A 24,298-nucleotide genomic window follows, 5' to 3' on the forward strand; every position below is an offset into this window, starting at 1 on the left:
TCAAGGAGGTGGATGCAGATGGCGATTCGGATCGAGCAGGTGGATGCCGGCAGCGAGGCCGAGGCTCTTGGCCTTGCCCCCGGTGATGAGCTGTTGAGCGTGGACGACAACGAGCTGAACGACACGCTGGATTACGATTTTTATACCGACAGCAGCAGCTTCCACCTGAAAGCCCGGGTAGCGGACGGCATCCGGGAGTGGGAGGTGCAGCGGCCGCAGCGCGGCCCCTTTGGCTGCGGGTTCAAGACCTATCTGGGCGATGCAAAGCATTCCTGCTCCAACCACTGCATGTTCTGCTTCATCGACCAGCTGCCTCCGGGCATGCGCGAGAGCCTGTATTTCAAGGATGATGACGAGCGGCTGAGCTTTTTGTTCGGCAACTACATCACCATGACCAATATGCAGGATCACGAGATCGACCGCATCATCAAGATGCACATCTCTCCCATCAACATCTCGGTGCACACCACCAACCCCCAGCTGCGGGTGCGCATGCTGGCCAATAAGCGCGGCGGCGAGGTGCTCAAGTACCTGCCCCGTCTGGTGGAGGGCGGCATTGCCGTCAACTGCCAGCTGGTGCTCTGCCGCGGCGTGAACGACGGCAACGAGCTGCGCCGCACCCTTGCCGACCTGCTGGAGCTGACCCCCATGGTGCAAAGCATTGCAGCCGTGCCCTGCGGCATTACGGATTACCGCAAAAATCTGTACCCGCAGGTGCCCTACGATGCAAAGACCAGTGCCGAGGTCATCGACATTATGGAAGAATTTGGCGATGAATGCAAGCGCCGCCACGGCAAGCGTATCATCTACCCCAGCGATGAATGGTACCTTAAGGCAGGCCGCCCCATCCCTGCGGCGGCGTTCTACGAGGACTACGACCAGCTGGAAAACGGCGTGGGCATGCTGCGCCTGTTCGAGGAAGAGTTTCTGGCCGAGCTGGACAAGCCCCACCGGATCTACGGCACCAAGGAACTGGACGTGGTCACCGGTACCATGGCAGCGCCCCTTATTACCCGCATGATGGAGGAGCTGCACCGGCAGTACCCCATGATCACCGTGCACGTCCACACCATCCAGAACCGCTTTTTCGGCGGCAATGTGGGTGTGACCGGCCTGATTACCGCCACCGATATCATTGCCCAGTGCGCAGGCAAACTTGCCACAAAAACGCTGGGCATCCCGGCTGTGATGCTGCGGGAGGAAAAGGATACCTTCCTTGACGATATCACGGTGGAGCAGCTGGGGCAGCAGCTGGGCGTAAAAGTGGAGGTACTGCCCACGGCAGGCGGGGACGAAGCCCGCGCCCTGCTGCGCAGCGGCCTGCACATTGCCCGCAGAAGGAAGAGCGGCAGCTGATAACGCCATTTTTATTGTATTTTACCCCTTTTAAGAAAGGAGGAGACCCCATGAGCAAACCGATCGTAGCAGTGGTGGGACGCCCCAACGTGGGCAAATCCACCCTGTTCAATAAGCTGTGCGGCCAGCGCCTTGCCATTGTGGAGGATACCCCGGGCATTACCCGCGACCGCATTTTCGCCAACTGCGAGTGGAACGGCCACGAGTTTTTGCTGGTGGATACCGGCGGCATTGAGCCAAAGGCTACCGAGGGCATTCTGGCCCACATGCGCGAGCAGGCGCAGATCGCCATTGACACCGCCGACTGCATCATCATGGTCACGGACGTGCGCAACGGCCTGACCGCAGCCGATGAGGATGTGGCGCACATGCTGCGCCGCAGCCACAAGCCCATCATTCTGGCTGTGAACAAGTGCGACAAGGTGGGCGAGGCTCCCATGGAGCTGTACGAGTTCTACAACCTCGGCTTTGACGAGGTGATGCCCATTTCTTCCGTGCACGGTCACGGCACGGGTGATCTGCTGGATGCCGTGTGTGCCCATCTGGACTTCAGCGAGACCGTGGTGGAAGAGGACCGTATCCCTGTTGCCATCATCGGCCGTCCCAACGTGGGCAAGTCCAGCCTGACCAACCGCATTCTGGGCGAGAACCGCATGATCGTGGCCAACGAGGCCGGCACCACCCGTGATGCCATCGACACCCCGGTGGACAACGCCTACGGCAAGTTCATCTTTACCGATACCGCCGGTCTGCGCAAGCGCAGCAACATCAGCGATGGTCTGGAGCGCTACATGGTGGTGCGTGCACTGGCCGCTGTGGAGCGCAGCCGCGTGGCGCTGATCCTTGTGGATGCCACCGTCGGCTTTACCGAGCAGGACAGCAAGGTGGCAGGCTACGCCCACGAGCAGGGCAAGGCCTGCATTATTGTGGTGAACAAGTGGGATGCCGTGGAAGGCAAGGAGACCAACACCATGGAGCTGCAGCGCCGCGGCTATGCCGAGTGCTTCAGCTTTATGGGCTACGCACCCATCATCTTCATCTCTGCCCAGACCGGCTACAACGTGAACAAGTTGATGCAGCTGATCCGGGATGTGGACGCCGAGAACGGCGCCCGCGTGCCCACCGGCGTGCTGAACGAGATGCTGGCCCGCGCCACCGCCCGGATGCAGCCCCCCAGCGACAAGGGACGCCGCCTGAAGATCTACTACCTGACGCAGGCCTCTACCCGTCCCCCCACGTTCGTGGCCTTCGTCAACGCAAAGCACCTGTTCCACTTCAGCTATCAGCGGTATCTCATCAACCAGATCCGCGAAAACTTTGGTCTGGAGCATACGCCCATCCGTCTGGTCGTGCGGGAGCGCGGCTCCGGCGAGGTGGGTGCCAAGGACGTATAACACGTCAGGGAGGCTCAGATGATGAAATCTGTTCTCATCGCGGTGGTGTCCGCTGTGCAGGCTTACCTGCTGGGCAGCATCGACACCGGTATCCTCGTCAGCAAGTTTTTGTACCACGATGACGTGCGCAAGTACGGCAGCGGCGCTGCGGGCATGACCAACATGCTGCGCACCTTCGGCAAAAAGGCGGCGGCGCTTACCGCTTTTGGTGATGTGCTCAAGGGCGTGTTGGCCGTGTGCATCGGCCGCTGGCTGTTCACCCTGATGCCGGAAAGCACCACGCTCTCGCCTTATCTGGCGGTGTACCTTGCCGCCATCTTTGCCATTATCGGCCATTTGAAGCCCCTGTATTTCGGCTTCAAGGGCGGCAAAGGCGTGCTGGTGGCGGGCGGCACCATTCTGGCCATCCAGCCGGTGCTGATCCCCTTTCTGGCGGTCATCTTTCTGGCCTGCCTGCTGCCCACCGGTATGGTGTCGCTGGGCAGCGTGACCATGGCAGCACTCTACCCGGTGCTCACCATTCTGTACGGCGTGTTCCGGGGCTACTCTGCCGCCGACCTTACTGTGTGCGCCATCGGCTCGGTGATCATGGGCGCAATGGTCATTTACATGCACCGCTCCAACATCCAGCGCATCCGCGAGGGCAAGGAGTACCGCTTTGGCCGTCACGGCAAAAAGTAACAGAAAATAGTAGACCACCCCGCAGCAGCCGTTCGCCGGCCACTGCGGGGTGGTTTTTGTATCTGCTTATTCCTTTGTCTCGGTCTCTTCCTCAGGCTTTGCTTCGGAATGCCGCCGACGGAACCAGTCGGCGGGGATGCCGCTCTGGGCAGGGGTAAGATCCGGCGCGGGGTGACCGTCCGGCAGGTGCGCACCGAAGGCAGGGACAAAGAAGAACTTGCGCACGATGAAGATCAGTGCGATCGCGCCAACGCTGAGCAGGTTCTCCACGGCGGAATCGTGCCCCACCACCAGATGGCGTGCAATGGCGTAAAGCAGCACCTCAAGGCTGCTGCCGGGGCTGTGCTTAGCCAGCATCTTGATGAACTCGATGCCGATCACAATGTCCAGACTGCGCTCCAGAAAGGTGCGGATCTCTGCTTCGTTGCCATCGAACAGCAGGCCGGGCATCCAGCGGATGAGGGGCACAACGCTGAGCAGCAGACCGATCAGCACCAGCCCGGACAACAGCACCTCCAGCAGACTGGAAGCCTGAATAATGCGGTTGCGCAGGGAAGTGCGCCAGTGGCTTTCTACCGGGTGAGAGGGATGTTCCATAGTAAGACCTTCCTTTCGGCATTCTGCTGCATAAAGATCGACAAAATCCTGCCTTTATTGTAGCAGACGAGAGAAGGTCTGTCAATTTCAATCCACGATGGTGACGGTGGTCTGCGGGCCGACGGCCACATAGCCGGACTTTTTGATGCAGTCCTGCCCGGCGTCGGTGTCCAGCCAGTCGTACAGACGGCGTTCCGGGCTGTCGGCAGCAGCATCCGGGTGGATGACGGCGTAGAAATCGTTGCACAGGGGGTAGCTGCCGTCGGCAAGGGTGTCGTTGCTGGGGGCTACATCGTCCACCGCCAGCAGCCGCAGCCCGGGCTTGGAATACATCTGGTCGATGTAGTAATATACGGAAAAGCCGATGGCGTTGGCGCTGTTGTTGTAATCGGCAATGCTGTCCACCAGCTCACCCATGGCGGCGGGAGCCAGCTCAGAGGGCGGGGTCATCAGCTCACCGCCCTGAATGAGCAGTTTTTTGAACAGGGTCTGGCTGCCGGAGTCCTCGCCGCGCTGGAAAGCAACGATGGCCTGATCCTTGCCGCCCACGTCTTTCCAGTTGGTGATCTTTCCGGCGTAGATGTCCCGCAGCTGCTGCCGGGTAAGCGCCTGCACGGGGTTGTCCTCGTTGACGATGAACACCAGCGCGTCCACCCCGATGGGTTTCTGCTCCAGCTCCACGTTGGCCTCCTGCAGCTCTTCCTTTACATAGTCCGGCGCTTCATACACCACCAGCATCCGGGTGGTGGTGTCGTACAGGCCAAAGTTCTCCCATGCGTAGGCGGTGGTGCTCACCGTGATGCTGCTGCGGGCTTCTTCCAAGTCCATACCGGTGGTATCGGCCAGCATCTGCGCCATCAGCGGGATACAGGCGGTGCTGCCGTCCAGCGGGGGAAAATCCTCCACGGTCAGAAACGGTTCTGCCTGCTGCACAGCGGGGGTCGCCGCAGAGGATGCGGGCGGCTCTGCGGCAGAGGAAGCCGTGCTGCCGGAGGGCGCATCCGTGCCCTTGCAGGCGGTCAGTACCCCGGCAGCGGAGCAGGCAGCCAGCCCCAGCAGAAAGCTGCGGCGGGAAATTTTAGCGTTTTTCATAAGAAAGCCCTCCTAACTCAATAGCCGTAACTCGGTTCATCGTCCGCAGTGGCAGACGAGAAAATACTCTGGCAGTACAGCCAGTTGCCGCTTGTGTCCATCCAGCCCACATAGAAGCCCCGTTGTGCAGCAAACACATGGTCGGGCAGGGCGTTCAGGCTGTTAGAATAGTACCCGGCGCAGCTGGCAAGCCCCTGTAATACTACCTTGCCGTCTGCGTCCAGCACATCGCATACGTTGCCGTAGGCGCTGCCCACAGCGCTGCGGCTGCCGTAGAACATGGGTCTGCCGTCGGGGTCGGTGGTCAGGTAGTTGACGTAACTGTATTTGCCCTGCAGGGCGGTCAGGTCGCTGACAAGCCCCTGCGGGCCGTACAGCCGGGTGGCGGTGGTCTCGTAGCGGTCGTTGTCCTGCAATTTCAGCCAGACGTAGCCGCTGCCGTAGTTGCTCATCCGTACCCGCTGCTGGTGCTCCACCGGCTCTACGGTGGTGTCGGTCAGCAGCTTGCCGTTGTCCTTGCTGTACACCCGCAGGCTGCCGTCCAGCGCGTAGACGGCTATGGTGTTATCGGTGGTGTTCACATCGTACAGCGGGGTCTTGGTGCCGGTTTCCAGATCATAGAGCTCGTAGCCATGATCCTCGCCGCTGTGCCATGTTACCACATAGCCCGGGAAATATTGGCTGGGCTGCTCGTCAAAGGCGGCAATCAGTCCGCGGTCCTCTGTGGTCATATCCCGCAGTTCGTACCGGCCATCGCCGGTGGAAAAGCTGGCAAGACCGCCCGGGTAGACCTGCAAAAAGCCCGTGTACTGCTCGCCGGTCTGGGTGTTATACAAAATCTGGTCGGTGGTCTCGGCTCCGGTGGCAACGTCCAGCTCCACCCAGTCGCTCAGGGTATCGCTGTCGTAGAAAAGGCGGTATGCCGAGGCGGCATCGGCGCGGTAGACGGGGGTGCTGTCCTTTTCCTGCACAACTACCCAGCGGTTCTGTTGGTAATCCATATCCCAGTCGTAATCGTCCAGCCCTTCCGGGCGGGCGTAGCAGCTGAACACCAGCTTATCGCCGCATACGGTGCAGCTGTATGCGCCCTCCGGCACCGGCAGCGCTGCGCCGGTGGCAAGGTCGATGACCTGACAGGTGCCGTAGCCGGACTCCGGGACGTAGCCGCCATCGACAAGGCGGCTCTCCTGCAGCACCAGCAGGCCGTTTTGCAGGGTAGCGTTCTGCTCGCCCTCAAAGGACATCACCTCAGTGCCGGTCTTGTCGTACAGGGCGGTGCGGCGTCCGCCCCGGCCGGTGGGGTCGGACCAGCTGCGCAGCCAGTAGTCCGCGATGCCGGTGGCACTGTCCTCCACCAGCGAGACGTTCTCGCTGCGGGCAGCCTGATGCAGCGGGGTGCTGCCGCACAGGATGGTGGTGCTGCTCCCCGCGCGGTCATAGCAGTACAATACCCGCAGACGGTCATCGTTCAGCACGGCGGGGTCGTACAGGGGCTTGCCGCTGTCGTCCGTGGGCACGGAAACGGCAGAGCTTGCAGCGCCCGGCACGCCGGTGGCGGGCGGCAGCAGGGCACAGCCGCAGCCCAAGGTAAGGGCAAGGGCTGCGCAGACCGCCCCGCAGCCGATACGCAAGACAACACGCTTCATAAAAACCACTCCTTTGCAAAAAACAGGGAGGAAAATTTTTCCGTTCACTCAGAATACGAAACAGCCGCATTTTTCATTGCAGAGCTTGCAGAAAAATGCGGCTAAAAATGGTTACAATTGCATTACAGCTGCGCCGGGGCATGGGACGCTTCTGCCTTGTCCATCTGCTCCAGCTGCCGCAGAAAGGCCAGCAAAAAGGGCAGCGAGATGAAGAAGGTGAGCGCATCCGCAATGGGCTGGCAGAGCTCCACACCCACAAGACCCAGCACCCGGGGAAGTACAAGGATCAGCGGGATAAAGCACACGCCCTGTCGGCAACAGGCCAGAAAGGTGGCGCGCCCGGCCTTGCCAACGCTCTGGAAGGTCATGTTGGCCACTACGATCACCGGCTGCAAAAGGACGGCAAAGCACTGGTAACGGAAGGCAGGCAGCGCCACGGCGGTGACTTCCGGGTCATCCCGGAACAGACGAATCAAAGCTTCATCCTTCCACCAGCACACCGCGATCAGCGCCACCAGCAGCACAAAGGCGGCTTTCAGGGTAAAGACAGCGGCCTGCCGCACCCGGTGGTACTTGCGTGCGCCGTAGTTGAAGGACGCCACCGGCTGCAGGCCCTGTCCCACGCCGATGACCACCGAGAGGATGAACATAAAAATGCGGGACACGATGCTCATGCCCGCCACGGCGGCGTCGCCGTAGCTGCGGGCGGCAATGTTCAGCAGCATCCCGCCGATGCTGTTCAGTCCCTGTCGGCCAAAACTGGGCGCGCCGCCTGCAAGGATCTGTAAAAACTCACGCGGCTCCCGGGTGACAGTGGAAAGCCGGAACTGGCTGACCGTTTTGCCCCGCAGGAACATATACAGCAGAATGCCAAAGCTGATGGTCTGGCTGAGGGCGGTGGCAATGCCGGCACCGGCAGTGCCCAGCCCTAAAGCGAACATGAACAGCGGGTCCAGTGCGATGTTCAGAAGTCCGCCGGTGACCAGCCCGACCATGGCAAGGTTTGCTTTGCCCTCATACCGCAGGATGTTGTTCATCACCAGACTGGAGATCATCAGCGGTGCAGCAAGCAGGATGGGGCGGGCGTAGGCGCAGGCGTGGGGCAGAATGGTCTCGGTGCTGCCCAGCAGCATCATGAAGTCCGGCAGGGTGGCAAGACCGACCACTGCCAGCACTACGCCAAAGGCCAGCGCCGTAAAAAAGCTGGTGGAAGCAAAGCGGGTGGCGGCGTGGGTGTCCTGACTGCCCAAGCGGCGGCTGATGATGGTGCCGGAGCCGTGCCCCAGCATAAAGCCCAGCGCCTGTATGATAGCCATCAGGCTGGAAACGACGCCCACCGCGCCGGAAGCGCTGGTGGAGATGCGCCCTACAAAAAAGGTATCGGCCAGATTGTAGATGCTGGTGATCAGCATACTTAAAATCGTGGGCGCGGCAAGGCTGAGGATCAGCCGGGGGATAGGGGTCTCGGTCATTTTGTGATACTGCACCGCAGTGCGGTCCTGCTGGGTCATGGGCAAATATCCTCCTTCAAAAACGAGAAAGCCGCCCCTTCCAGAGCGGCAGATAGTCCTGATAGAAACAGTATAACGCAGTTGCGGCAAAATGTCGAGAGGAAGAAAAAACGGCCTTTCTCCCCTGCGAAGGGGCGAAAAAGCAGGTGAAAACAGGGTGCTTTCTATATAAAATGCTAAAGAATTGTCGAATTGCTTGTGAAAAATCACGATATGTGGTATTCTTTATGAGAAGGAATTGGAAAAATCTGTGTATTTTATGATTGGGAGGGATTTATACATGAAATCCGTAGCACAAACCGTGATCGAGGCCGACCGCTTTTATACCATTGCCGCTCACACCGGCAATGTCATTCAGGCAGTGGAAGGCAGCAAGGATGGCGGCACTGTCCGTCTGGGCAAGTACGACCACAAACCTGAGCAGGAGTGGAGTTTTGTCCGAGAGGGCGATGGCGTGTACCGCATCCGCAACCGCGCTTCCGGCAAGTTACTGGATCTGACCATGACCGGCACTGCCAACGGCACCTGGCTGCACCTGTGGGAGGACGTGGGTGGCACGTCCCAGATGTGGAAGGTGGAGCACACCCCGGAGGGCACCGTGCGTCTGCGCTCCTCTTGGGCAGGCGGCAAGTGCGTGGACACCGTGGGCATCGGTGCCGAGGTGGGCGCTGTGCTGCAGATCTGGCAGGAAGTACCCGGCGGTGGCGACCAGCTGTGGGTCATCTCTGAGGTAAAGGATCGCGTAAAGCGTGCTGCTAAGGTCGAGGAAGCACCCACGCCCGCTGCTGAGACTACGGCAGCACCGGCCAAGGAAGCCACTTCTGCCCAGAAGCCCACAGCCCGCAAGCCCCGCACCACCAAGAAGGCGGAGGAGAAGCCCGCTGCGCCCGCAGTAAAGGCCGCAGAGCCGGTCAAGGCAGAAAAGACCGCTGCGAAGAAGGCTGCTAAGGCAAAGGCTGAACCTGCTGCCCCCGCCGCAGAGGTGAAGGCTGCGCCCGTTGTGGAGACCAAGGCTGAGACTGCTGTCCCTGCAACTAAGGCCGCACCTGCCGCCGCAAAGCCCAAGGCAAAGCGTGTACCCTGCAAAAAGACCGTAAAGAAGTAAGAAATCATAAAACGCAAAAAAATCGGACAGACCGCAGTCTGTCCGATTTTTTTGCGTTTATAGAAGCTTTTTATGCAGCAGGGGAGGCGGCATCGCTCTGGGCGGCGGTCTGCACGAACTGCACGATGCTCTCGATGGTCTTGCGCAGCTGCACAAGGCTTTCCACGTCAGAGTCCTGCATCCGGGAAGCGGGGGCGGTCACCACGGTCTGCGCAGCAGTTACCGTGCCGGTCAATTCCGCATGGATATGGTGGGCGGGCACGTCCAGCAGGATGTGCACCTTGGGGGACAGGGTCTTGAGCAGACCCTGCTTTTCGATGCCCAGAATCAGCTGCGGCGCATCCTCCCCGGCGGCGAGGTTCGGCAGCTGGAGGTAGAGGTAACCTTCTTTCGCGTTGGCGGGCTGCACGGTTTTGAGCTGCTTGAGATCCAACTGAAAGTCGTTTACCTGCTGCAAGCTGGTGGCAGTGGGGTCTACTCCCAGCAGGGTAGCCAGCTGGTCTTGGGAGATATAGCTGCCCAGCGACCAGCCCGGCAGCAGCAGGCTTGCCAGCGGATACTCGGCTACAACCGTGCTGCGCAGCTTGTTGTACAGCTGTCCGGCGTCGTACAGGGTCTCTTCCTCGCTGATGTACATCCGGGTCAGAGGGGCATCGTTGACGGTGCTGGTGCCCGTTGGGTACAGCGCCAGCTGCACCGCCCGGGGGGTGTACTGGCCGGTCAGACTGCCGGTGGTGCCGCCGAACTTGTCCAGCAGGGCGTAAAGAGCAGGGGGGGCGGCCTCGGTGGAGGTGATGGTGTAGTCCAGCGCAAAGCTGGCACCGCTCTGGAATGCCTTGATCTTACGGCTGACGAAGCTGTACAGCACTGCCGCAGCCACCGCGCACACCAAAACCAGACACAGCAGAACGATCAGCGCCGCCCGCAGACCAGTGCGCTTTTTGTGGGAAGATGCCATGGGAAACCTCTCCTTCCGGTAAACGTATTTGCTTCAGCATAACGGAACTGCACGCAAATGTCAAGCGCCGCAAACTGCGGACAAAACAAAAAACCTGAAACATTTCTGTTTCAGGTTTCTGGCGGAAAGATGGGGATTCGAACCCCAGAACGCTTTTGACACGTTACACGATTTCCAGTCGTGCGCCTTAGACCAACTCAGCCATCTTTCCACATCTTTTGTTCTGCCTTCGGGCGGGTGCCCTTGGCGCTCCACTATAATACCTGAAAGCAGGCTTTTTGTCAAGGATTTTTTTGAAAAAAATCAGACTTTTTTAAAAATGACGAAAAAACGCGAGAAAGTATTCTGCCGCATGGATGGAAAGCACAAAAAGCCCTTGACGCACCTTTAAAATAGGTCTATATTGAGGGCAAAGAGCACTGCGGTGGGTCATTTTGTGCCGCAGCGGCGGGAAATATAAGGAGGATGCTTTTATGACTTATCCTGAAGTACTTGCCAATGCCCGTACCTGCATTGGTCAATACTGCAAGGCCTGCCCGGTGTGCAACGGCGTGGCCTGTAAAAACCAGATCCCCGGCCCGGGTGCCAAGGGCGTGGGCGATACCGCTATCCGCAATTATAATAAGTGGGCCGATATCCGGGTGAACATGGATACTCTGTGCCCCGGCGGTGCACCGGATACCACGCTGGAGCTGTTCGGCAAAAGCTTCCGCTATCCCTTCTTTGCGGGCCCCGTGGGCGCAGTGAACCTGCACTACTCCGATACCTACACCGACATGACCTATAATGACGTACTGGTGCGCGCCTGTGCCGAAAACGGCATTGCAGCCTTTACCGGCGACGGCACCAACCCCACCGTGATGGAGATGGCTACCCGCGCCATTGGCGCTGCGGGCGGCTGCGGTGTGCCCACCATCAAGCCGTGGAACATCGACACCATCCGCGAGAAAATGGCACAGGCCAAGGCCAGCGGCTGCTTTGCCATGGCCATGGACGTGGATGCAGCGGGTCTGCCTTTCCTGAAAAACATGACCCCGCCCGCCGGCAGCAAGAGCGTGGAGGAGCTGACCGAGATCGTGCAGTTGGCAGCGCGCCCCTTCATCGTCAAGGGCGTGATGACCGTTAAGGGCGCACTGAAGGCAAAGCAGGCCGGTGCCGCTGCCATTGTGGTGTCCAACCACGGCGGCCGTGTGCTGGACCAGTGCCCTGCCACCGCTGAGGTACTGCCGGAGATCGCCGCAGCGCTCAAAGGCACCGGCGTGAAGGTGCTGGTGGACGGCGGCATCCGCACCGGTGTAGATGTGTTCAAGGCACTGGCACTGGGTGCAGACGGCGTTCTGATCTGCCGCCCCTTCGTGACTGCTGTCTACGGCGGCGGCGCAGAGGGCGTGAAGTGCTACATTGATAAGCTGGCCGGGGAACTGGCCGACACCATGCAGATGTGCGGTGCCCATACGCTGGCGGAGATCACCCCGGATATGGTGCGGGTCTGAGCGTTCTATTATAAGTAACAAAAAAAGGAGATGCCCGGCAGGACATCTCCTTTTTTTGTTACTTCAAGGTGCCGTCCAGCACCTGCTGGTAATACCACGGCTTCGGGGCGTGGAAGGTCTTGCCGCTGAGGAAGGCAAAGTCCGGCTGGGTGAAGCGGGGCATGATCAGCTCCCATGCGCACAGTGCCTGATACTTCAGCTTCAGCTCCCGGTTGGCACTGTTGTTGCCGTACTTGCTGTCGCCAAGGATGGGGCAGCCGATGCTGGCCATGTGGGCGCGGATCTGGTGGGTGCGGCCGGTGATCAGCTGCACCTTCAGCAGGGCAAGACGACCGGAGACGGCGATGGTCTCGTACCGGGTCTCTACCTCCTTGGCGCCGGGCTGCTTGTCCTCCACGATCTTCACAATGCCGCGGTCGGCGTCCTTCAGCAGATAGCCGCCCAAGGTGGCGTCCGGCGGCATGGGACGGCCAAAGGTGACGCAGAGGTAGGTCTTTTGCACCTCACGGTTCTTGATGGCGGAAAGGAACAGCTCCTCAGCCTCCGGGGTCTTGGCAATGATCACAAGGCCGCTGGTGCCGGTGTCCAGCCGGTGGCACAAGGCGGGGGTGTACAGGTCATTCTCCTTGTACTCGCCCTGCTTGTTCAGGTACAGCAGCGCACGGTTCAGCAGGGTGTCGTCATCCGGGCCATCCACCGCAACACCGGCGGGCTTGTTCACGATCAGGATCTGCGGGCAGTCGTACACCACCTGCGCCGGGGTGCGGGCGTTCTTCCACGCGGGGCCATCTACCCGGCGGTCAGCGTCCAGCACATCGTCCAGAATGAACAGCTTGATCTCATCGCCTGCCATCACGCGGGTGGAAAGCGGCTGCTTTTTGCCGTTCAGCTTGATCTTGTTCTCCCGCAGCGCCTTATTCAGGCGGCCGGGGGTCAGGGCGGGGTACTGCTGGGTCAGATAATTGTCCAGCCGGGTAGGGGCAAGACATTTTACTTTTAAAATTTTCACGGGAAATTCCTCTCTATACGCGATAATAAGAATAAGCTTTACGTTGTTTTTATTGTAACGGAAGTAAAACCGCGCGTCAAGCACAGAAAATCTTATTTTTATGGCAGAACAGAAAGGGAGGAAAAAGCAACGACGAAAGCTTGAATGAAAAAATACAGTAGTAAGGTCAGCAACTCCGCTAAAGGGCAACTGCAAGACAAAAAGGAGAAACAAAAATGATTTTTAAACAGGATACGGAAAAAAATGAACTGAATCTGATTTTTACGGAAACGGATGAAGTGGGCACTGTGAAGCTTGTAGAGGATTTCTGCGATGGAATGGCATGGTTTTTTATCATGTTTGCGGCGAGAGTGGGCTGTCAGTCTGAAAATGCAAAGGTACTGAAAAAAGTTTGCATGGAACAGATCGAAAAGACTGTTGATGCTGTCATCGATGACGGAAATCTGGAGAAATTGCAGAAAGTGCTGGAGGAAAGCATCCCGGAGGAATATGCTGAACTCGCGCAGAAGATGGAAGAGGAAGGCTTTGATGAGGACTGGATTCGGGGAGCGATCCGTTTGGCCCAAGAATGCGGCAGCGTGGAGAATGCAATCGATTTTCTGAAGGATGAGTTCGGAGAGCTGGAGTGTGAAGATGATGAATGACCGCGATGCGGCGTGTTAAACAGGTCTTGACAAACGTTTTGCGTATGCTATAATTTAGCTGTACGCAAAGGGGCACTGCGCTGCTTTGCGGAATGTAAAATTATGACAGATGGCAATGATGGGGTCAGAAATGCACACACCACCGTCCAGAGAGAGCGCCCATGGCTGTAAGGTGCTCCGGTCGGGATCATTTCGCGCCACCCCGGAGCTTCCGGCGAACAAAAACCGGACGCTGCGCAGCGTTAATGCGCCGAAAGCGGCAGGGGACACGTAATCCTTTGCAATTTGGGTGGTACCACGGAGTTTGATGCACAAGCAGCCTTCGTCCCTTTTGGGATGAGGGCTGTTTTTTGTTTTTTCTCCGTGCCGCCCCTCTGCCATAACAGCATAAAAACGGCGCCTGAGCGCCAAAAACAATTGAGGAGAGAAAGATCTATGCAATGGACCGGTTTGAATGAACTGCGCGAAAAGTACCTGAGCTTCTTTGAAAGCAAGGGACATCTGCGTCTGGACAGCTTCCCCCTTGTTCCCAAGAACGACCCCAGCCTGCTGCTGATCAACAGCGGCATGGCTCCTATGAAGAAGTGGTTTCTGGCACAGGAGGAGCCGCCCCGTCATCGCGTGACCACCTGCCAGAAGTGCATCCGCACCCCGGATATCGAGCGCGTGGGCATCACTGCCCGCCACGGCACCTTCTTTGAGATGCTGGGTAACTTCTCCTTCCAGGATTACTTCAAGGACGAGGTCATTCCTTGGGCTTGGGAGTTCCTGACCAGCGATGAGTGGATGGCGATTCCCAAGGACCGTCTGCACATCTCTGTGTACGAGGAGGACGACGAGGCCTACGATATCTGGACCAAGAAGGTTGGCATTGCCCCGGACCACATGGTGCGTCTGGGCAAGGAGGACAACTTCTGGGAGCACGGCTCCGGCCCGTGCGGCCCCTGCTCCGAGATCTACTTTGACCGCGGCCCCGAGTACGGCTGCGGCAAGCCGACCTGCGGCGTGGGCTGCGACTGCGACCGTTATATGGAGATCTGGAACCTCGTGTTCAGCCAGTTCGACGCCGACGGCAAGGGTCACTACGAGCGTCTGGCACGCCCCAACATTGATACCGGCATGGGCTTGGAGCGTCTGGCCTGCGTGATGCAGAACGTGGGCAACCTGTTCGAGGTGGATACCGTGCAGAGCGTGCTGCATCATGTGGAGCACATTGCAGGCAAGACCTACAAGCAGGATCCCAAGAACGATATCTCCATCCGCGTCATCACCGACCATATCCGCAGCTGCACCTTTATGGTGTCTGACGGCATCCTGCCTTCCAACGAGGGCCGCGGCTATGTGCTGCGCCGTCTGCTGCGCCGTGCCGCCCGCCATGGCCGGATGCTGGGCATCGACCACCCCTTCCTCGTGGATCTGGTGGAGACCGTCATCCAGTCCAGCGAGTCCGCTTACCCCGAGCTGCGTGAGCATGACGCCTACATCAAGAAGGTCATCGGCACCGAGGAAGCAAACTTTGCCCGCACCATCGATGCCGGCATGAACATCCTGAACAACATGATCGACCGTCTGGAGAAGGCACACCAGAAGCTGCTGAGCGGCATGGACGCCTTCAAGCTGAACGATACCTTCGGCTTCCCGCTGGATCTGACCAAGGAGATCGCCGCCGAGCAGGGTCTGGAGATCGACGAGGACGGCTTCCACGCAGAGATGAAGAAGCAGAAGGAGCGTGCCCGCGCCGAGCGTCTGAAGAAGAACATCTCCGGCTGGAGCGAGGATCTGTTCGGCGCACTGGAAGCCGAGCCCACCGTCTTTACCGGCTACGACACCCTGACCGACAAGGGCACCGTTGTGGCGCTGAGCGATGAAGAGACTCTGACCGATGCCATTGCCACCGACGAGGAGGCAAAGGACGGCGTGCTGGTGGTGCTGGATAAGACCCCCTTCTACGCTGAGATGGGCGGTCAGGCTGCCGACCACGGCGTGCTGAACGGCACCGAGTGCAGCCTGCGTGTGCTGGACGTGAAAAAGACCCCCAAGGGCTACTACGTCCACACCTGCGTGCTGGAAAGCGGCATTGTGAAGGTGGGCGATGTGCTGACCGCACAGGTGGACAAGGGCTACCGCATGGCCATTGCCCGCAACCACACCGCTACCCACCTGCTGCAGGCCGCCCTGCGTGAGGTTCTGGGTGACCATGTGCATCAGGCTGGTTCCTATCAGGATGCCTCCATCACCCACTTCGACTTTACCCACTTCAGCGCCGTGACCCCCGAGGAACTGGCACGGGTGCAGAAGATCGTCAACGATAAGATCTTTGACTCCATGAACGTCACCGTGCAGGAGATGCCGGTGGAGGAAGCCAAGAAGCTGGGCGCAATGGCTCTGTTTGGCGAAAAGTACGGCAAGGTGGTCCGCGTGGTGGATATCGAGGGCTGGTCTACCGAGTTCTGCGGCGGCACCCATGTCAAGAACACCGCCCAGATCGGCGGCTTCAAGATCGTCAGCGAGTCCTCTGTGGCTGCCGGCATCCGCCGTATCGAAGCCGTCACCGGCCGCAACCTGCTGATCCGTGCAAACCTGCAGGAGGCTATGCTGCATGATGTGGCCAACACCCTCAAGGCCAACAACGTGGCTGCACTGCCCGCCCGCGCCGAGGCTGTGATGGCTGAGAACAAGGCCATGAGCCGCGAGCTGGAGGAGATGAAGGCGAAGATCGCCGCCTCCAAGGTGGACAGCCTGTTCGATAATGCCGAGGAAGCAGACGGCGTGAAGATCGCTTCTGCATACTTTACCGGTACCACCGGCGACACCCTGCGCGGTATGTGCGACAGCATCCGCGACAAGGCCGTGAACCCCGTGGTGGCTGTTCTGGTGGGCAAGGCCGAGGATAAGATCACCATGGCTGTTACCGTGAACAAGCTGGCACAGGAAAAGGGCCTGAAGGCCGGTGTGCTGGTCAAGGAACTGTCTGCTATCGCCGGCGGCAAGGGCGGCGGCAAGCCGGACTTTGCAATGGCCGGTCTGAAGGACGAGACCAAGATCGACGAAGCACTGGCTGCTGTGAGCGCTATTGTCAAGAAGGCTCTGGGCTAAAAAAGATCCATGTCCCCGCCCGGTGCCGGATGCGCGCCGGGCGGTGGGCTTTTGTAGAAGCAGGAAGGAGTGTTCCCCATGGAAGATTGTCTGTTTTGCATGATCGCAGAGGGCAAGATCCCCTCTAAAAAGCTGTACGAGGATGACCAGGTAGTGGCATTCTACGACATCAACCCGCAGGCAAAGGTGCATTTCCTTGTGGTTCCCCGCAAGCACATCTCCTCTGCCGCTGTGCTGACCGAGGAGGATGGTGCTCTGCTGGGCCACATCTTCGCCGTCATCGCAAAGCTGGCCAAGGAGCAGGGATTGGAAAACGGCTACCGCATCATCTCCAACGTGGGCGAGGACGCAGGCCAGACCGTGAAGCATCTGCATTTCCATGTTCTGGGCGGCGAAAAACTGCCTGTCTGATTCCAATACGAAAGGGAGATTTTGATTATGGCTGAAACTTATACCCTGCATGTTGCAGGCCTGACCCGTGAGCTGACCATCTGCAAGGTGAACGACCACATGGACATTGCCGCATTCATCATGCTGGGTGATGCCGAGCTGACCGTGGCCGCTGCTGCGGAACTGCTGAAGAAGTGCCCGGATTTTGATATCCTGCTCACCGCCGAGGCCAAGGGTATTCCGCTGGCACACGAGATGAGCCGCCAGAGCGGCAAGCCCTATATCTGCGCCCGCAAGGGTGTCAAGCTGTATATGCCGGACCCCGTTGTGGTGGAGGACCAGTCCATTACCACTGCCGGTAAGCAGAAGCTGGTCATCGACCGCAAGGAGCTGGACAAGATGAACGGCAAGCGTGTGCTGGTGGTGGACGATGTCATCTCCACCGGCGGCTCTCTGAAGGCACTGGACGCGCTGGCTGAAAAGACCCAGTGCACCATCGTGGGTCAGGCCGCTGTTCTGGCCGAGGGCGACGCTTCTGAGCGCAAGGATATCATCTTCCTTGAGCCGCTGCCCCTGTTCTTCCACTAAGCTGGGATGCGCCGCCCGCTCTGCGCGTTCTGCGCCGGAATGATGGGCCTTAGTTTCCTGTGGACTTTTTTGCCGCAAACGGAGCTTTTTATGCCGTTTGCGGCATTTTTTGTTGCCTTTTTGCTGCTGCTCTGCATCCCGCGCCGCAGCCGCAAGCTGGCGGTCTGCCTGCTGCTGGGCGCGCTGGCCGGGCTTTGCGCGGTGTACACTACAAACGCCCGGCTGGAGCGTACCCGGGCAAACTATGCTGGGCGCACCGTGCTGCTGACCGCCGAGGTGGAGCGCGCGGACAGCACCTATTTTTCGGACACAGTGGACGCGACCCTGTGGGTGGAAAGCGTGAACAACAGCCCGGCGGGCTTCCGCATCACCTGTGCTGAACTGCCCGCCTGTGCGGCGGGGCAGCGGGTGCAGGGCCGGTTCACGCTGCAACAACCGGATATGGAAGAACGGACGGCGCAGTACGCGGACGGTATCGCCTTGCAGGCAGAGCCCTTGGCCGAAAAGCCGCAGCTCACCGTGCTGGGCGAGAGTGGCAGCTTCCGCGCCCGCACCCACCGCTTGCAGCAAAAACTGAGCGAGAGCCTGCGCCGGGAGATGCACCGGGACACCGGCGGCGTGCTGGCTGCCATGACGGTGGGCGACCGCAGCGGGCTTTCGGCGCAGCTGCGCAGCGCCTACCGGGGCGCAGGGCTTTCCCATGTGCTGGTGGTCAGCGGCATGCACGTTTCCATCCTGTGCGGGGATATCCTGAGCGTTTTGCTGCCCTATCGCTGGGAGCAGAGCTACCGCCGCCGCAGACGGCGCACAGTCTGGAAAAGCCTGCTGGCGCTGGTGCTGATGGGCGTGACCGGCTTTACGCCCTCGGTGCGCCGCGCCGCCGTGGCGGTGTGGGTCAGCGCCTTGGGCGTGTGGGTGTGGGGACCTCCGGACGCCCTCACCTCGCTGGCGGCGGCGGGCATCCTGATGACTGCTGCCAACAGCTATGCGGTGTGGGATATCGGCTTTGAACTCTCTTTTGCGGCAGTGGTGGGCACGGTGGCGGGTTCTGCCTGCATCCGCCGGATGCGGGACGCCCGGGACAGGCGCTTCTGGGGCAAAGCAGGGGAGAACCGGCAAAGGCCGGTCAGACGTCCGTGGTACAGCAAATTGCCGAAGGGGGTGCAAGGTCTTGCAGAAAGCGCCTGCATTGCCGCCTGCGCCTCGGCAGCTACCTTCCCGGTGCTGGTGCTGCGGGGGTTGAGTGTCAGTGCGTGGGCGGTGGTTTCCAGTATCGCAGTGCTGTGGATGGTGCAGCCGCTGCTTTTGCTGGGGCTGGCGGTAGCTTTTGTGGGACTGGTGCCGTGGCTGGCACCGGTGCATGGGGTGCTTTCCCGGGCGGCAGACCTGCTCACCGGGCTATTGAATGGCTGGGCGGTCTGGCTCAGCACAAAGCCCGGGGCGTCCATCTACTTTGACACCGCCTACGCGGCGCTGGTCTGTCTGCTGCTGTGCGGGCTTGGGGTGCTTGCCTTCCGCTGGCGGGTGCGTCTGCGGGTGGCAGTGCCGGGCATTCTGCTGGCAGCAGCGGTGGGCATCGGGCTGGGCAACGCCCTCAGCCGGGACGTGGTGCACATCGACCTTGTGGGCAGCGCACAGGCACCTGCGGTGGTGGTTGCCCAGAACGACCGGGCAGTGGTGCTGTTCCGGGGCGGCAGCGCCGCCCAGCGTGCGGTGGAAAACCAGCTGGCACGGCGGGGTGTGCGCACCGTGGAACTGGTGGTAGACCTGCGCATGAACGCAAAAACCGCCTGCACCCTGCCCGCGCAGCAGGGCATCCGGGCAGAGCGTCTGCCGGTCAATGCCAGCCGTAAGCTGCGCTGCACCCCGGCGGCGGTGGAACTGCTGCGCACCCGGGAAGGGTGTCTTGTGCGGCTGAGCATCGGCAACCGGCAGTTTGTGACCTTGAGCGGAAAGGCAGAGCTGGCGCAGCCGCTGCAAACGGAGTGGCTGGTGGCCTCGGCCAAAAAGCCGGAGGTGGTGCAGTACCAAAAGCTGCTGGCGCTGCGCAGCTACAGCTGGATGCCGCCGGAAACGCAGTACACTGCCTCCCTCAGTCTGCGCCGCACCGGCGGCGAAAGGCTGGGGTAGCGCTTTGCAATCCGGGCCGAGTGTGGTACAATACAAAGAGCAATTTATAACAGGAAAGGGGCATTTGCATGGCCACGGAAGCAAAACTCCGGCAGCTGGCCGACAAGGGCTGCCCGGTCTACTATTTTTATTCCAGCGAGCGGTATCTGGTGCGGCAGGCAGTGGCGGCGGCGGTGCGGGTGCTGTCGGCAGACAGCGACGAGGACGCTACCATCCTGGACGGTGCCGCCCCGGAGCTGGAACAGCTTATCATGGCAGCGGGCACCATCTCCTTTTTTGGCACCCGGCGCGTGGTGGTGCTGCCGGAAATAGACCCCGCTGCCTACGGCAGCAAGGATTTGGACGAGCTGTGCAGCACCCTTTCCAGCTTGGAAAACGCCGTGGCAGTGCTGGGCAGTGTGTTCCCGCTGGAGCGCAGCAAGCTCAAGCTGGGCAAGCAGGCGCAAAAGCTGCAAGCCCAGTGCAAAGCCATCGGCTACACGGAGGAGCTGGCAAAGCCCCGCCCCTTTGAACTGAAAAATCTGATGATGGAGCGCGCAAAGGCGCAGGGCGCAACCTTGCCGGACGGCGCAGCCACCGCATTGCTGGAGCGCTGCGGCGAGGACCCGTTTCTGCTGGAAAACGAGGTGGACAAGCTCTGTGCCCTGTCCGGCTACCAGACCGTGAGCGCCTCCATGGTGGCAGAGATGGGCACAGTGAGCCTTGAAGCGGATGTGTTCGAGATGATCCGTATGATCACAGCCAAAAACGCCACCGGAGCCTGCAAAAAGTTACAGACTCTGCTGCGGCTGCAGCAGGAACCCATCGCCATTACAGCGGCGATGATTGGCAGCTATGTGGACCTGTACCGGGTCAAGCTTGGGGCGGCAAAACGGAAAAATTACAGTGCAGTGCACAAGGATTTTGGCTATAAGGGCAGCGACTACCGGCTGAAGCGCTCGGCAGAGACTGCCACCCACTACACCCTGCCCCAGCTGGAGGCCTGCTTGCAGGTGCTGCTGGAGCTGGACCAGAGCCTGAAAAGCCAGCCTGTGGCGGCGCAGACACTGCTGGAAACAGCACTGTGCCGTCTGGCGCTGGCGGGGAGCGGAAGATGATGCAAAGCGAGATGATCCATACCGACCGGGTGCTGATCGTGGAGGGCAAATACGATGCCGTCCGTCTGGCGCACCTGACCGATGCCATGATCCTGCTGACGGATGGTTTTGGCATTTATAAAGACAAACAGCGCCAGCAACTGTTCCGGGCGCTGGCGCAGAAAAACGGTCTGATCTTACTTACAGATTCGGACGCGGCAGGTTTCCGCATCCGCAACTACATCACCAACATGGTGGGTGCGCAGAACGTGGTGCAGGCTTATGTGCCCGCCATCCATGGCAAGGAAAAGCGCAAGGCGCAGCCCGGCAAGGAGGGTCTGCTGGGGGTAGAGGGCGTGGATGACGTCCTTGTGCGGCAGGCACTGCTGGACGCCTTGGGCGCAGAAGCCGGAGCCGCGCCGGTGCGCCCGGCGGGGCGGCAGATCACCTATACCGATTTATACGAGTGGGGGCTTTCCGGTAAGCCCGGCAGCGCCGAGCGCAAGGCTAGACTCTTGAATGCGCTGGGGCTGCCGCCGCGCCTTTCCAAAAAGGAACTGGTGGAGGCTTTCAACCGCCTGTACACTTTTGAACAACTGGACGAATTGCAGTTAAAAATTTTGCAGGAGTGAAAAACTAGCTGCGCTTGCCCCACGCCTGCCGCAGCAGTTCCAGTGCGTGGGTCTCCAGCCGGGAAACATAGCTGCGGCTGATGCCCAGCAGCCCGGCGGTCTCCAGCTGGGTCAGGGGCGGCTGCCCTGCCAGCCCGTACCGCAACAGTAAGATCTGCCGCTCCCGGGCAGGCAGAGTGTCCAGCAGCTGCCGCAGCCGCCGGACATCCTCCTGCCGCTCACAGCTGTCCTCCATGCAAAAGCCGTCCTGTATCACGTCTGCTAAGGTCAGCGCCGAGTCCCCGTCGGTCTCCAAAGCTTCCTGTAAGGAGACGGTCTGCCCGCTCTTGCGCTCCCGCCGGAACTGCATACGAATCTCGTTTTCAATGCAGCGGCTGGCATAGGTGGAAAACCGCGCCTTGCGTGTGGCATCAAAGGTATCTACCGCTTTCATCAGCCCGATGGTGCCGATGGAAACAAGATCTTCCTGATCGCCCGGCAGGGCGTAATATTTTTTTACGATATGCGCCACCAACCGCAGATTGTGGCGGATCAGCTTTTCCCGGGCGGCGGCATCCCCGGCGCGCAGGGCGCTGAAGGCGGCAGCTTCTTCCCGGGCTGTGAGCGGACGCGGAAAGCAGCCGCTTTCCAGATGGAGTGCCAGAAACAGAAATTTTGTGGCGAAAAATTGTAGCAAGGTCAGCAGCACACGATATCCCTCCCGGTACATAGTTGTTAGATTGTATGAGCCGGGGCGCGGATAGTTGCCGGAGAAGCCTTTTGTGCGCAGCAGCTTTTCTGCGAGGGAAAAGCGTGGTATATTGAGGGGGATAACTCGGAATTTAGAGGTGTAAGATGGATGCAAAGTGAGCAACAATTTCTCACTCTAGTTGACTTGTCCACCGATGCAAAGACCCTGTACGGCATCCTGCTGGACCGCATGAGCCTGTCCGTGAAAAACGGCTGGTTAGACGGGCAGGGGAGAGTGTATATCATTTTTCCCATACAGGAGGTTATGGATGCGCTTGGCTGTGCCGATAACAAGGCAACGAAGCTCTTCCGGGAGCTGGAAAACGCCGGACTTGTTGAACGGAAACGCCGGGGCTTGGGAAAGCCGAACCTCATCTACGTCAAAAACTTTGCAGACCAACGATACCACAATCGTGATAAGAACGATTCCGGTAACGCTGATTCCGGGGAACAGGATGCGGCAAAACAACGAAGAAATAAGACTGAGTGGAATAAAACCGAGGGGAGTGAACCTGATCCTTTCTCTTCCGACGCGGAGGACGAACCGGATGAGCGCACACGGCTGGAAGCGTATTTTATGCAGTCGTTGGAGGTGGGCTTGCTGCTCCGGGTCTGCCCGGATGAGGAGGACACTATCGATCAAATCGTGAATCTTCTGGTGGATACCTGCTCTTCGAAACGCAGAATGCTGCGGGTGGCAGGGGACGACAAGCCTGCGGAGGTCGTGCGCAGCCGATTCATGAAGCTGAATGGACGAGACCCAAAACGCGCCGTCCCTGTCGCAGGCGCAGCGAATGAAAAAGCTGGCGCAGGAGGAAAAGTTCACCTATGAAACCGCCTTTGCCATTATGGGGAAAGCCAAAAAGGATGAACTGGATAAGGTGGTCATCAAAAACGATACCCTGAAAAAGTATTTTCCCCGCAGCTACACGCCCCGGCAGATGGAAGATGTCATCATCAAGCTGCTGGAACAGTGGCAGCGCAGACAACAGCGTCAGAACGAACGCTGACAAAATCGGAACCGAAAGACCCATGAGGTCTTTTCTTTTTTGCAAAATTTTGGAGGACAACGACTATGAATACCACGATTGATTTCAAGACCGCAAAGACCATTGAGAACATGAGCCGCAAAATCGACGGCATGGAGCGTGCCATTTCCGGCTTCTTCAACAAGATGAGCGACATTGCAGAGCGCAAGCACGGTGACCCGCAGGTTTATCTGGCGGCAGTCGGCCCGGCGAGGGACCTGAGCGCCATTCTGCTGGAAGAAGCGCCCGGCATTCTGCCCTGCTTTGACGAGACGGATGACACCTTCGGCATTTCCAAGGAGCTGCCCGTGGCGGGCTGCTACAACCCCAAGCAGGTGCTGGAGTTGTCGGGCAAGCGCTACCTGACCGGTCCGGTCGTCTTCGTCCGCTTCAACATGGAAGGCGAGTATGTCTCCCTGACGATGGGCGACCTGCACTGCATTCAGGAGTATCTGGAACAGCACAGCACGGCGCTTATGGCCGACGGCAAGAACCTGAACTGCATCTGCCTGGACTGAGGAGGCCGCAATGATGAGCTCTTTTGTGGGCTTTGCTTTCTTTGAACTGGGCGTTTTCTGCGGCTTTTTTGCCGCTTCCCTGATGCAGGCGGCACGAACCGGAGAAATTGTGATTACGGTAAAGGAGGATACGGATGGAACAGGAAAAGAATACCCTTTCGGTGCTGAAAATTGCACCGGGACAGTATCCGCAGCAGGTCGAGATCGATAACGACCTGAAAGCCTTGCAGCAGGCGGTGGGCGGTTCCATCGGCGCAAGCTACCCTTTTGAAGATCAGGTTGCCATCGTTTATAACGATGACGGCAAGCTTATGGGTCTGCCGCTGAACCGGGCCTTATGGGACGAGGATGGGCTGATGTACGATGTTATTGCCGGAACCTTTCTGGTGGTGGGACTGGGAGAGGAGGACTTTGTATCGCTCTCCCCGGAACTGGCGCAGAAGTATGAAGAAGAATTCCATCAACCCGAAGCTTTTCTCCCTCTGGGGCGTCGCCTGATGGTCATTCCGGTGCCGGATGAATCGGTTCAGAATGACGCAGAAAAGGCTGTAAACAAGCCCCCGGTGGAACATGACCGCTAAGACGATTTTCTGCACAGGAGGTGGTAACGATGCAGGAAGAAATC

22 protein-coding genes, 1 tRNA gene and 1 pseudogene are annotated in these 24,298 nt (G+C 59.5%); 16 read left to right on the forward strand and 8 right to left on the reverse strand.

Annotated features, from left to right (window positions below; translation table 11 throughout):
* Positions 1 to 18: 18 nt before the first annotated feature.
* Genes WMO44_RS06885 through plsY form a run of 3 tightly spaced genes read left to right on the forward strand, consistent with a single transcriptional unit; the run spans position 19 to position 3,431 of the window.
* The gene (locus WMO44_RS06885) at positions 19 to 1,356 is read left to right on the forward strand and encodes a DUF512 domain-containing protein (protein WP_217297366.1); all 1,338 of its coding nucleotides are present in this window, start codon (positions 19 to 21) and stop codon (positions 1,354 to 1,356) included.
* Positions 1,357 to 1,406: 50 nt separating this feature from the next.
* Positions 1,407 to 2,750 (forward strand): ribosome biogenesis GTPase Der, encoded by a 1,344-nt coding sequence (gene der / locus WMO44_RS06890; RefSeq protein ID WP_005920245.1) that lies wholly within the window; start codon positions 1,407 to 1,409, stop codon positions 2,748 to 2,750.
* Positions 2,751 to 2,768: 18 nt separating this feature from the next.
* Entirely contained in the window at positions 2,769 to 3,431 is a 663-nt protein-coding gene (plsY, locus tag WMO44_RS06895) for a glycerol-3-phosphate 1-O-acyltransferase PlsY (protein WP_055186517.1), read from the forward strand.
* A 66-nt stretch (positions 3,432 to 3,497) separates the two neighbouring features.
* On the opposite strand, the gene WMO44_RS06900 is transcribed toward plsY, so the two are convergent.
* The 4 genes from WMO44_RS06900 to WMO44_RS06915 all read right to left on the reverse strand — a co-directional run bounded on the left by WMO44_RS06900 (position 3,498) and on the right by WMO44_RS06915 (position 8,277).
* Positions 3,498 to 4,028 (reverse strand): hypothetical protein, encoded by a 531-nt coding sequence (locus WMO44_RS06900; RefSeq protein WP_005920240.1) that lies wholly within the window; start codon positions 4,026 to 4,028, stop codon positions 3,498 to 3,500.
* 87 nt (positions 4,029 to 4,115) lie between these two features.
* A complete protein-coding gene (locus WMO44_RS06905; protein ID WP_349152134.1) occupies positions 4,116 to 5,120 on the reverse strand; it encodes a substrate-binding domain-containing protein in 1,005 nt (334 codons plus the stop codon).
* Between the two features lie 17 nt (positions 5,121 to 5,137).
* On the reverse strand, positions 5,138 to 6,766 hold the full coding sequence (locus WMO44_RS06910; protein WP_349152135.1) for a DUF5046 domain-containing protein: 1,629 nt from the start codon (positions 6,764 to 6,766) through the stop codon (positions 5,138 to 5,140).
* Positions 6,767 to 6,888: 122 nt separating this feature from the next.
* Positions 6,889 to 8,277, reverse strand: a complete 1,389-nt coding sequence (locus tag WMO44_RS06915) for an MATE family efflux transporter (protein WP_349152136.1) — start codon at positions 8,275 to 8,277, stop codon at positions 6,889 to 6,891.
* Positions 8,278 to 8,557: 280 nt separating this feature from the next.
* Here WMO44_RS06915 and WMO44_RS06920 point away from each other — a divergent pair, with 280 nt between their 5' ends.
* On the forward strand, positions 8,558 to 9,382 hold the full coding sequence (locus WMO44_RS06920) for an RICIN domain-containing protein (protein WP_349152137.1): 825 nt from the start codon (positions 8,558 to 8,560) through the stop codon (positions 9,380 to 9,382).
* A 70-nt stretch (positions 9,383 to 9,452) separates the two neighbouring features.
* Here WMO44_RS06920 and WMO44_RS06925 read toward each other — a convergent pair whose 3' ends face one another.
* Both WMO44_RS06925 and WMO44_RS06930 read right to left on the reverse strand, forming a co-directional pair.
* Positions 9,453 to 10,340 (reverse strand): hypothetical protein, encoded by an 888-nt coding sequence (locus tag WMO44_RS06925; protein WP_349152138.1) that lies wholly within the window; start codon positions 10,338 to 10,340, stop codon positions 9,453 to 9,455.
* Between the two features lie 119 nt (positions 10,341 to 10,459).
* Positions 10,460 to 10,551: transfer RNA gene (locus WMO44_RS06930), tRNA-Ser, on the reverse strand.
* Between the two features lie 262 nt (positions 10,552 to 10,813).
* Between WMO44_RS06930 and WMO44_RS06935 the strand changes: the two genes are divergently transcribed.
* Positions 10,814 to 11,833, forward strand: coding sequence for an alpha-hydroxy-acid oxidizing protein (locus WMO44_RS06935; RefSeq protein WP_349152139.1), 1,020 nt, complete (start codon positions 10,814 to 10,816; stop codon positions 11,831 to 11,833).
* Between the two features lie 58 nt (positions 11,834 to 11,891).
* Here the strand turns inward: WMO44_RS06935 and WMO44_RS06940 are convergent, their stop codons facing one another.
* Positions 11,892 to 12,842, reverse strand: coding sequence for an RluA family pseudouridine synthase (locus tag WMO44_RS06940; RefSeq protein WP_349152140.1), 951 nt, complete (start codon positions 12,840 to 12,842; stop codon positions 11,892 to 11,894).
* A gap of 215 nt (positions 12,843 to 13,057) precedes the next feature.
* Between WMO44_RS06940 and WMO44_RS06945 the strand changes: the two genes are divergently transcribed.
* The 7 genes from WMO44_RS06945 to WMO44_RS06975 all read left to right on the forward strand — a co-directional run bounded on the left by WMO44_RS06945 (position 13,058) and on the right by WMO44_RS06975 (position 21,398).
* Positions 13,058 to 13,486 (forward strand): hypothetical protein, encoded by a 429-nt coding sequence (locus tag WMO44_RS06945; RefSeq protein ID WP_349152141.1) that lies wholly within the window; start codon positions 13,058 to 13,060, stop codon positions 13,484 to 13,486.
* A gap of 435 nt (positions 13,487 to 13,921) precedes the next feature.
* The gene (alaS, locus tag WMO44_RS06950) at positions 13,922 to 16,582 is read left to right on the forward strand and encodes an alanine--tRNA ligase (protein ID WP_349152142.1); all 2,661 of its coding nucleotides are present in this window, start codon (positions 13,922 to 13,924) and stop codon (positions 16,580 to 16,582) included.
* A 78-nt stretch (positions 16,583 to 16,660) separates the two neighbouring features.
* Positions 16,661 to 16,993, forward strand: a complete 333-nt coding sequence (locus WMO44_RS06955; protein ID WP_055186528.1) for a histidine triad nucleotide-binding protein — start codon at positions 16,661 to 16,663, stop codon at positions 16,991 to 16,993.
* Positions 16,994 to 17,020: 27 nt separating this feature from the next.
* Positions 17,021 to 17,560 (forward strand): phosphoribosyltransferase family protein, encoded by a 540-nt coding sequence (locus WMO44_RS06960; protein WP_349152143.1) that lies wholly within the window; start codon positions 17,021 to 17,023, stop codon positions 17,558 to 17,560.
* A gap of 90 nt (positions 17,561 to 17,650) precedes the next feature.
* Positions 17,651 to 19,690 carry a ComEC/Rec2 family competence protein gene (locus WMO44_RS06965; protein ID WP_349152144.1) on the forward strand — a complete coding sequence of 680 codons (2,040 nt, stop codon included), beginning with the start codon at positions 17,651 to 17,653 and terminating at the stop codon, positions 19,688 to 19,690.
* Between the two features lie 68 nt (positions 19,691 to 19,758).
* Positions 19,759 to 20,787, forward strand: a complete 1,029-nt coding sequence (gene holA / locus WMO44_RS06970) for a DNA polymerase III subunit delta (RefSeq protein WP_349152145.1) — start codon at positions 19,759 to 19,761, stop codon at positions 20,785 to 20,787.
* Positions 20,784 to 21,398, forward strand: a complete 615-nt coding sequence (locus WMO44_RS06975; protein ID WP_349152146.1) for a ribonuclease M5 — start codon at positions 20,784 to 20,786, stop codon at positions 21,396 to 21,398. Before holA ends, WMO44_RS06975 begins: the two co-directional genes overlap by 4 nt.
* 4 nt (positions 21,399 to 21,402) lie before the next feature.
* Here the strand turns inward: WMO44_RS06975 and WMO44_RS06980 are convergent, their stop codons facing one another.
* Positions 21,403 to 22,086 carry a sigma-70 family RNA polymerase sigma factor gene (locus tag WMO44_RS06980; RefSeq protein WP_242852972.1) on the reverse strand — a complete coding sequence of 228 codons (684 nt, stop codon included), beginning with the start codon at positions 22,084 to 22,086 and terminating at the stop codon, positions 21,403 to 21,405.
* Between the two features lie 150 nt (positions 22,087 to 22,236).
* Here WMO44_RS06980 and WMO44_RS06985 point away from each other — a divergent pair, with 150 nt between their 5' ends.
* The 4 genes and pseudogenes from WMO44_RS06985 (at position 22,237) to WMO44_RS07000 (ending at position 24,254) form a co-directional block, all read left to right on the forward strand.
* Positions 22,237 to 22,959 carry a replication initiator protein A gene (locus WMO44_RS06985; protein WP_349152147.1) on the forward strand — a complete coding sequence of 241 codons (723 nt, stop codon included), beginning with the start codon at positions 22,237 to 22,239 and terminating at the stop codon, positions 22,957 to 22,959.
* Positions 22,877 to 23,137: pseudogene (locus WMO44_RS06990) on the forward strand (ParB/RepB/Spo0J family partition protein); the annotation flags it as partial. The gene WMO44_RS06985 and the pseudogene WMO44_RS06990, both read left to right, overlap by 83 nt.
* Positions 23,138 to 23,202: 65 nt before the next feature.
* On the forward strand, positions 23,203 to 23,673 hold the full coding sequence (locus tag WMO44_RS06995; RefSeq protein ID WP_349152148.1) for a hypothetical protein: 471 nt from the start codon (positions 23,203 to 23,205) through the stop codon (positions 23,671 to 23,673).
* Between the two features lie 134 nt (positions 23,674 to 23,807).
* Positions 23,808 to 24,254 carry a DUF3846 domain-containing protein gene (locus WMO44_RS07000; protein WP_349152149.1) on the forward strand — a complete coding sequence of 149 codons (447 nt, stop codon included), beginning with the start codon at positions 23,808 to 23,810 and terminating at the stop codon, positions 24,252 to 24,254.
* The last annotated feature ends 44 nt before the right edge of the window (positions 24,255 to 24,298 follow it).

Origin of the sequence: Faecalibacterium tardum, assembly GCF_040096515.1 — a bacterium.
In the GTDB taxonomy this organism is placed as follows: domain Bacteria; phylum Bacillota; class Clostridia; order Oscillospirales; family Ruminococcaceae; genus Faecalibacterium; species Faecalibacterium tardum.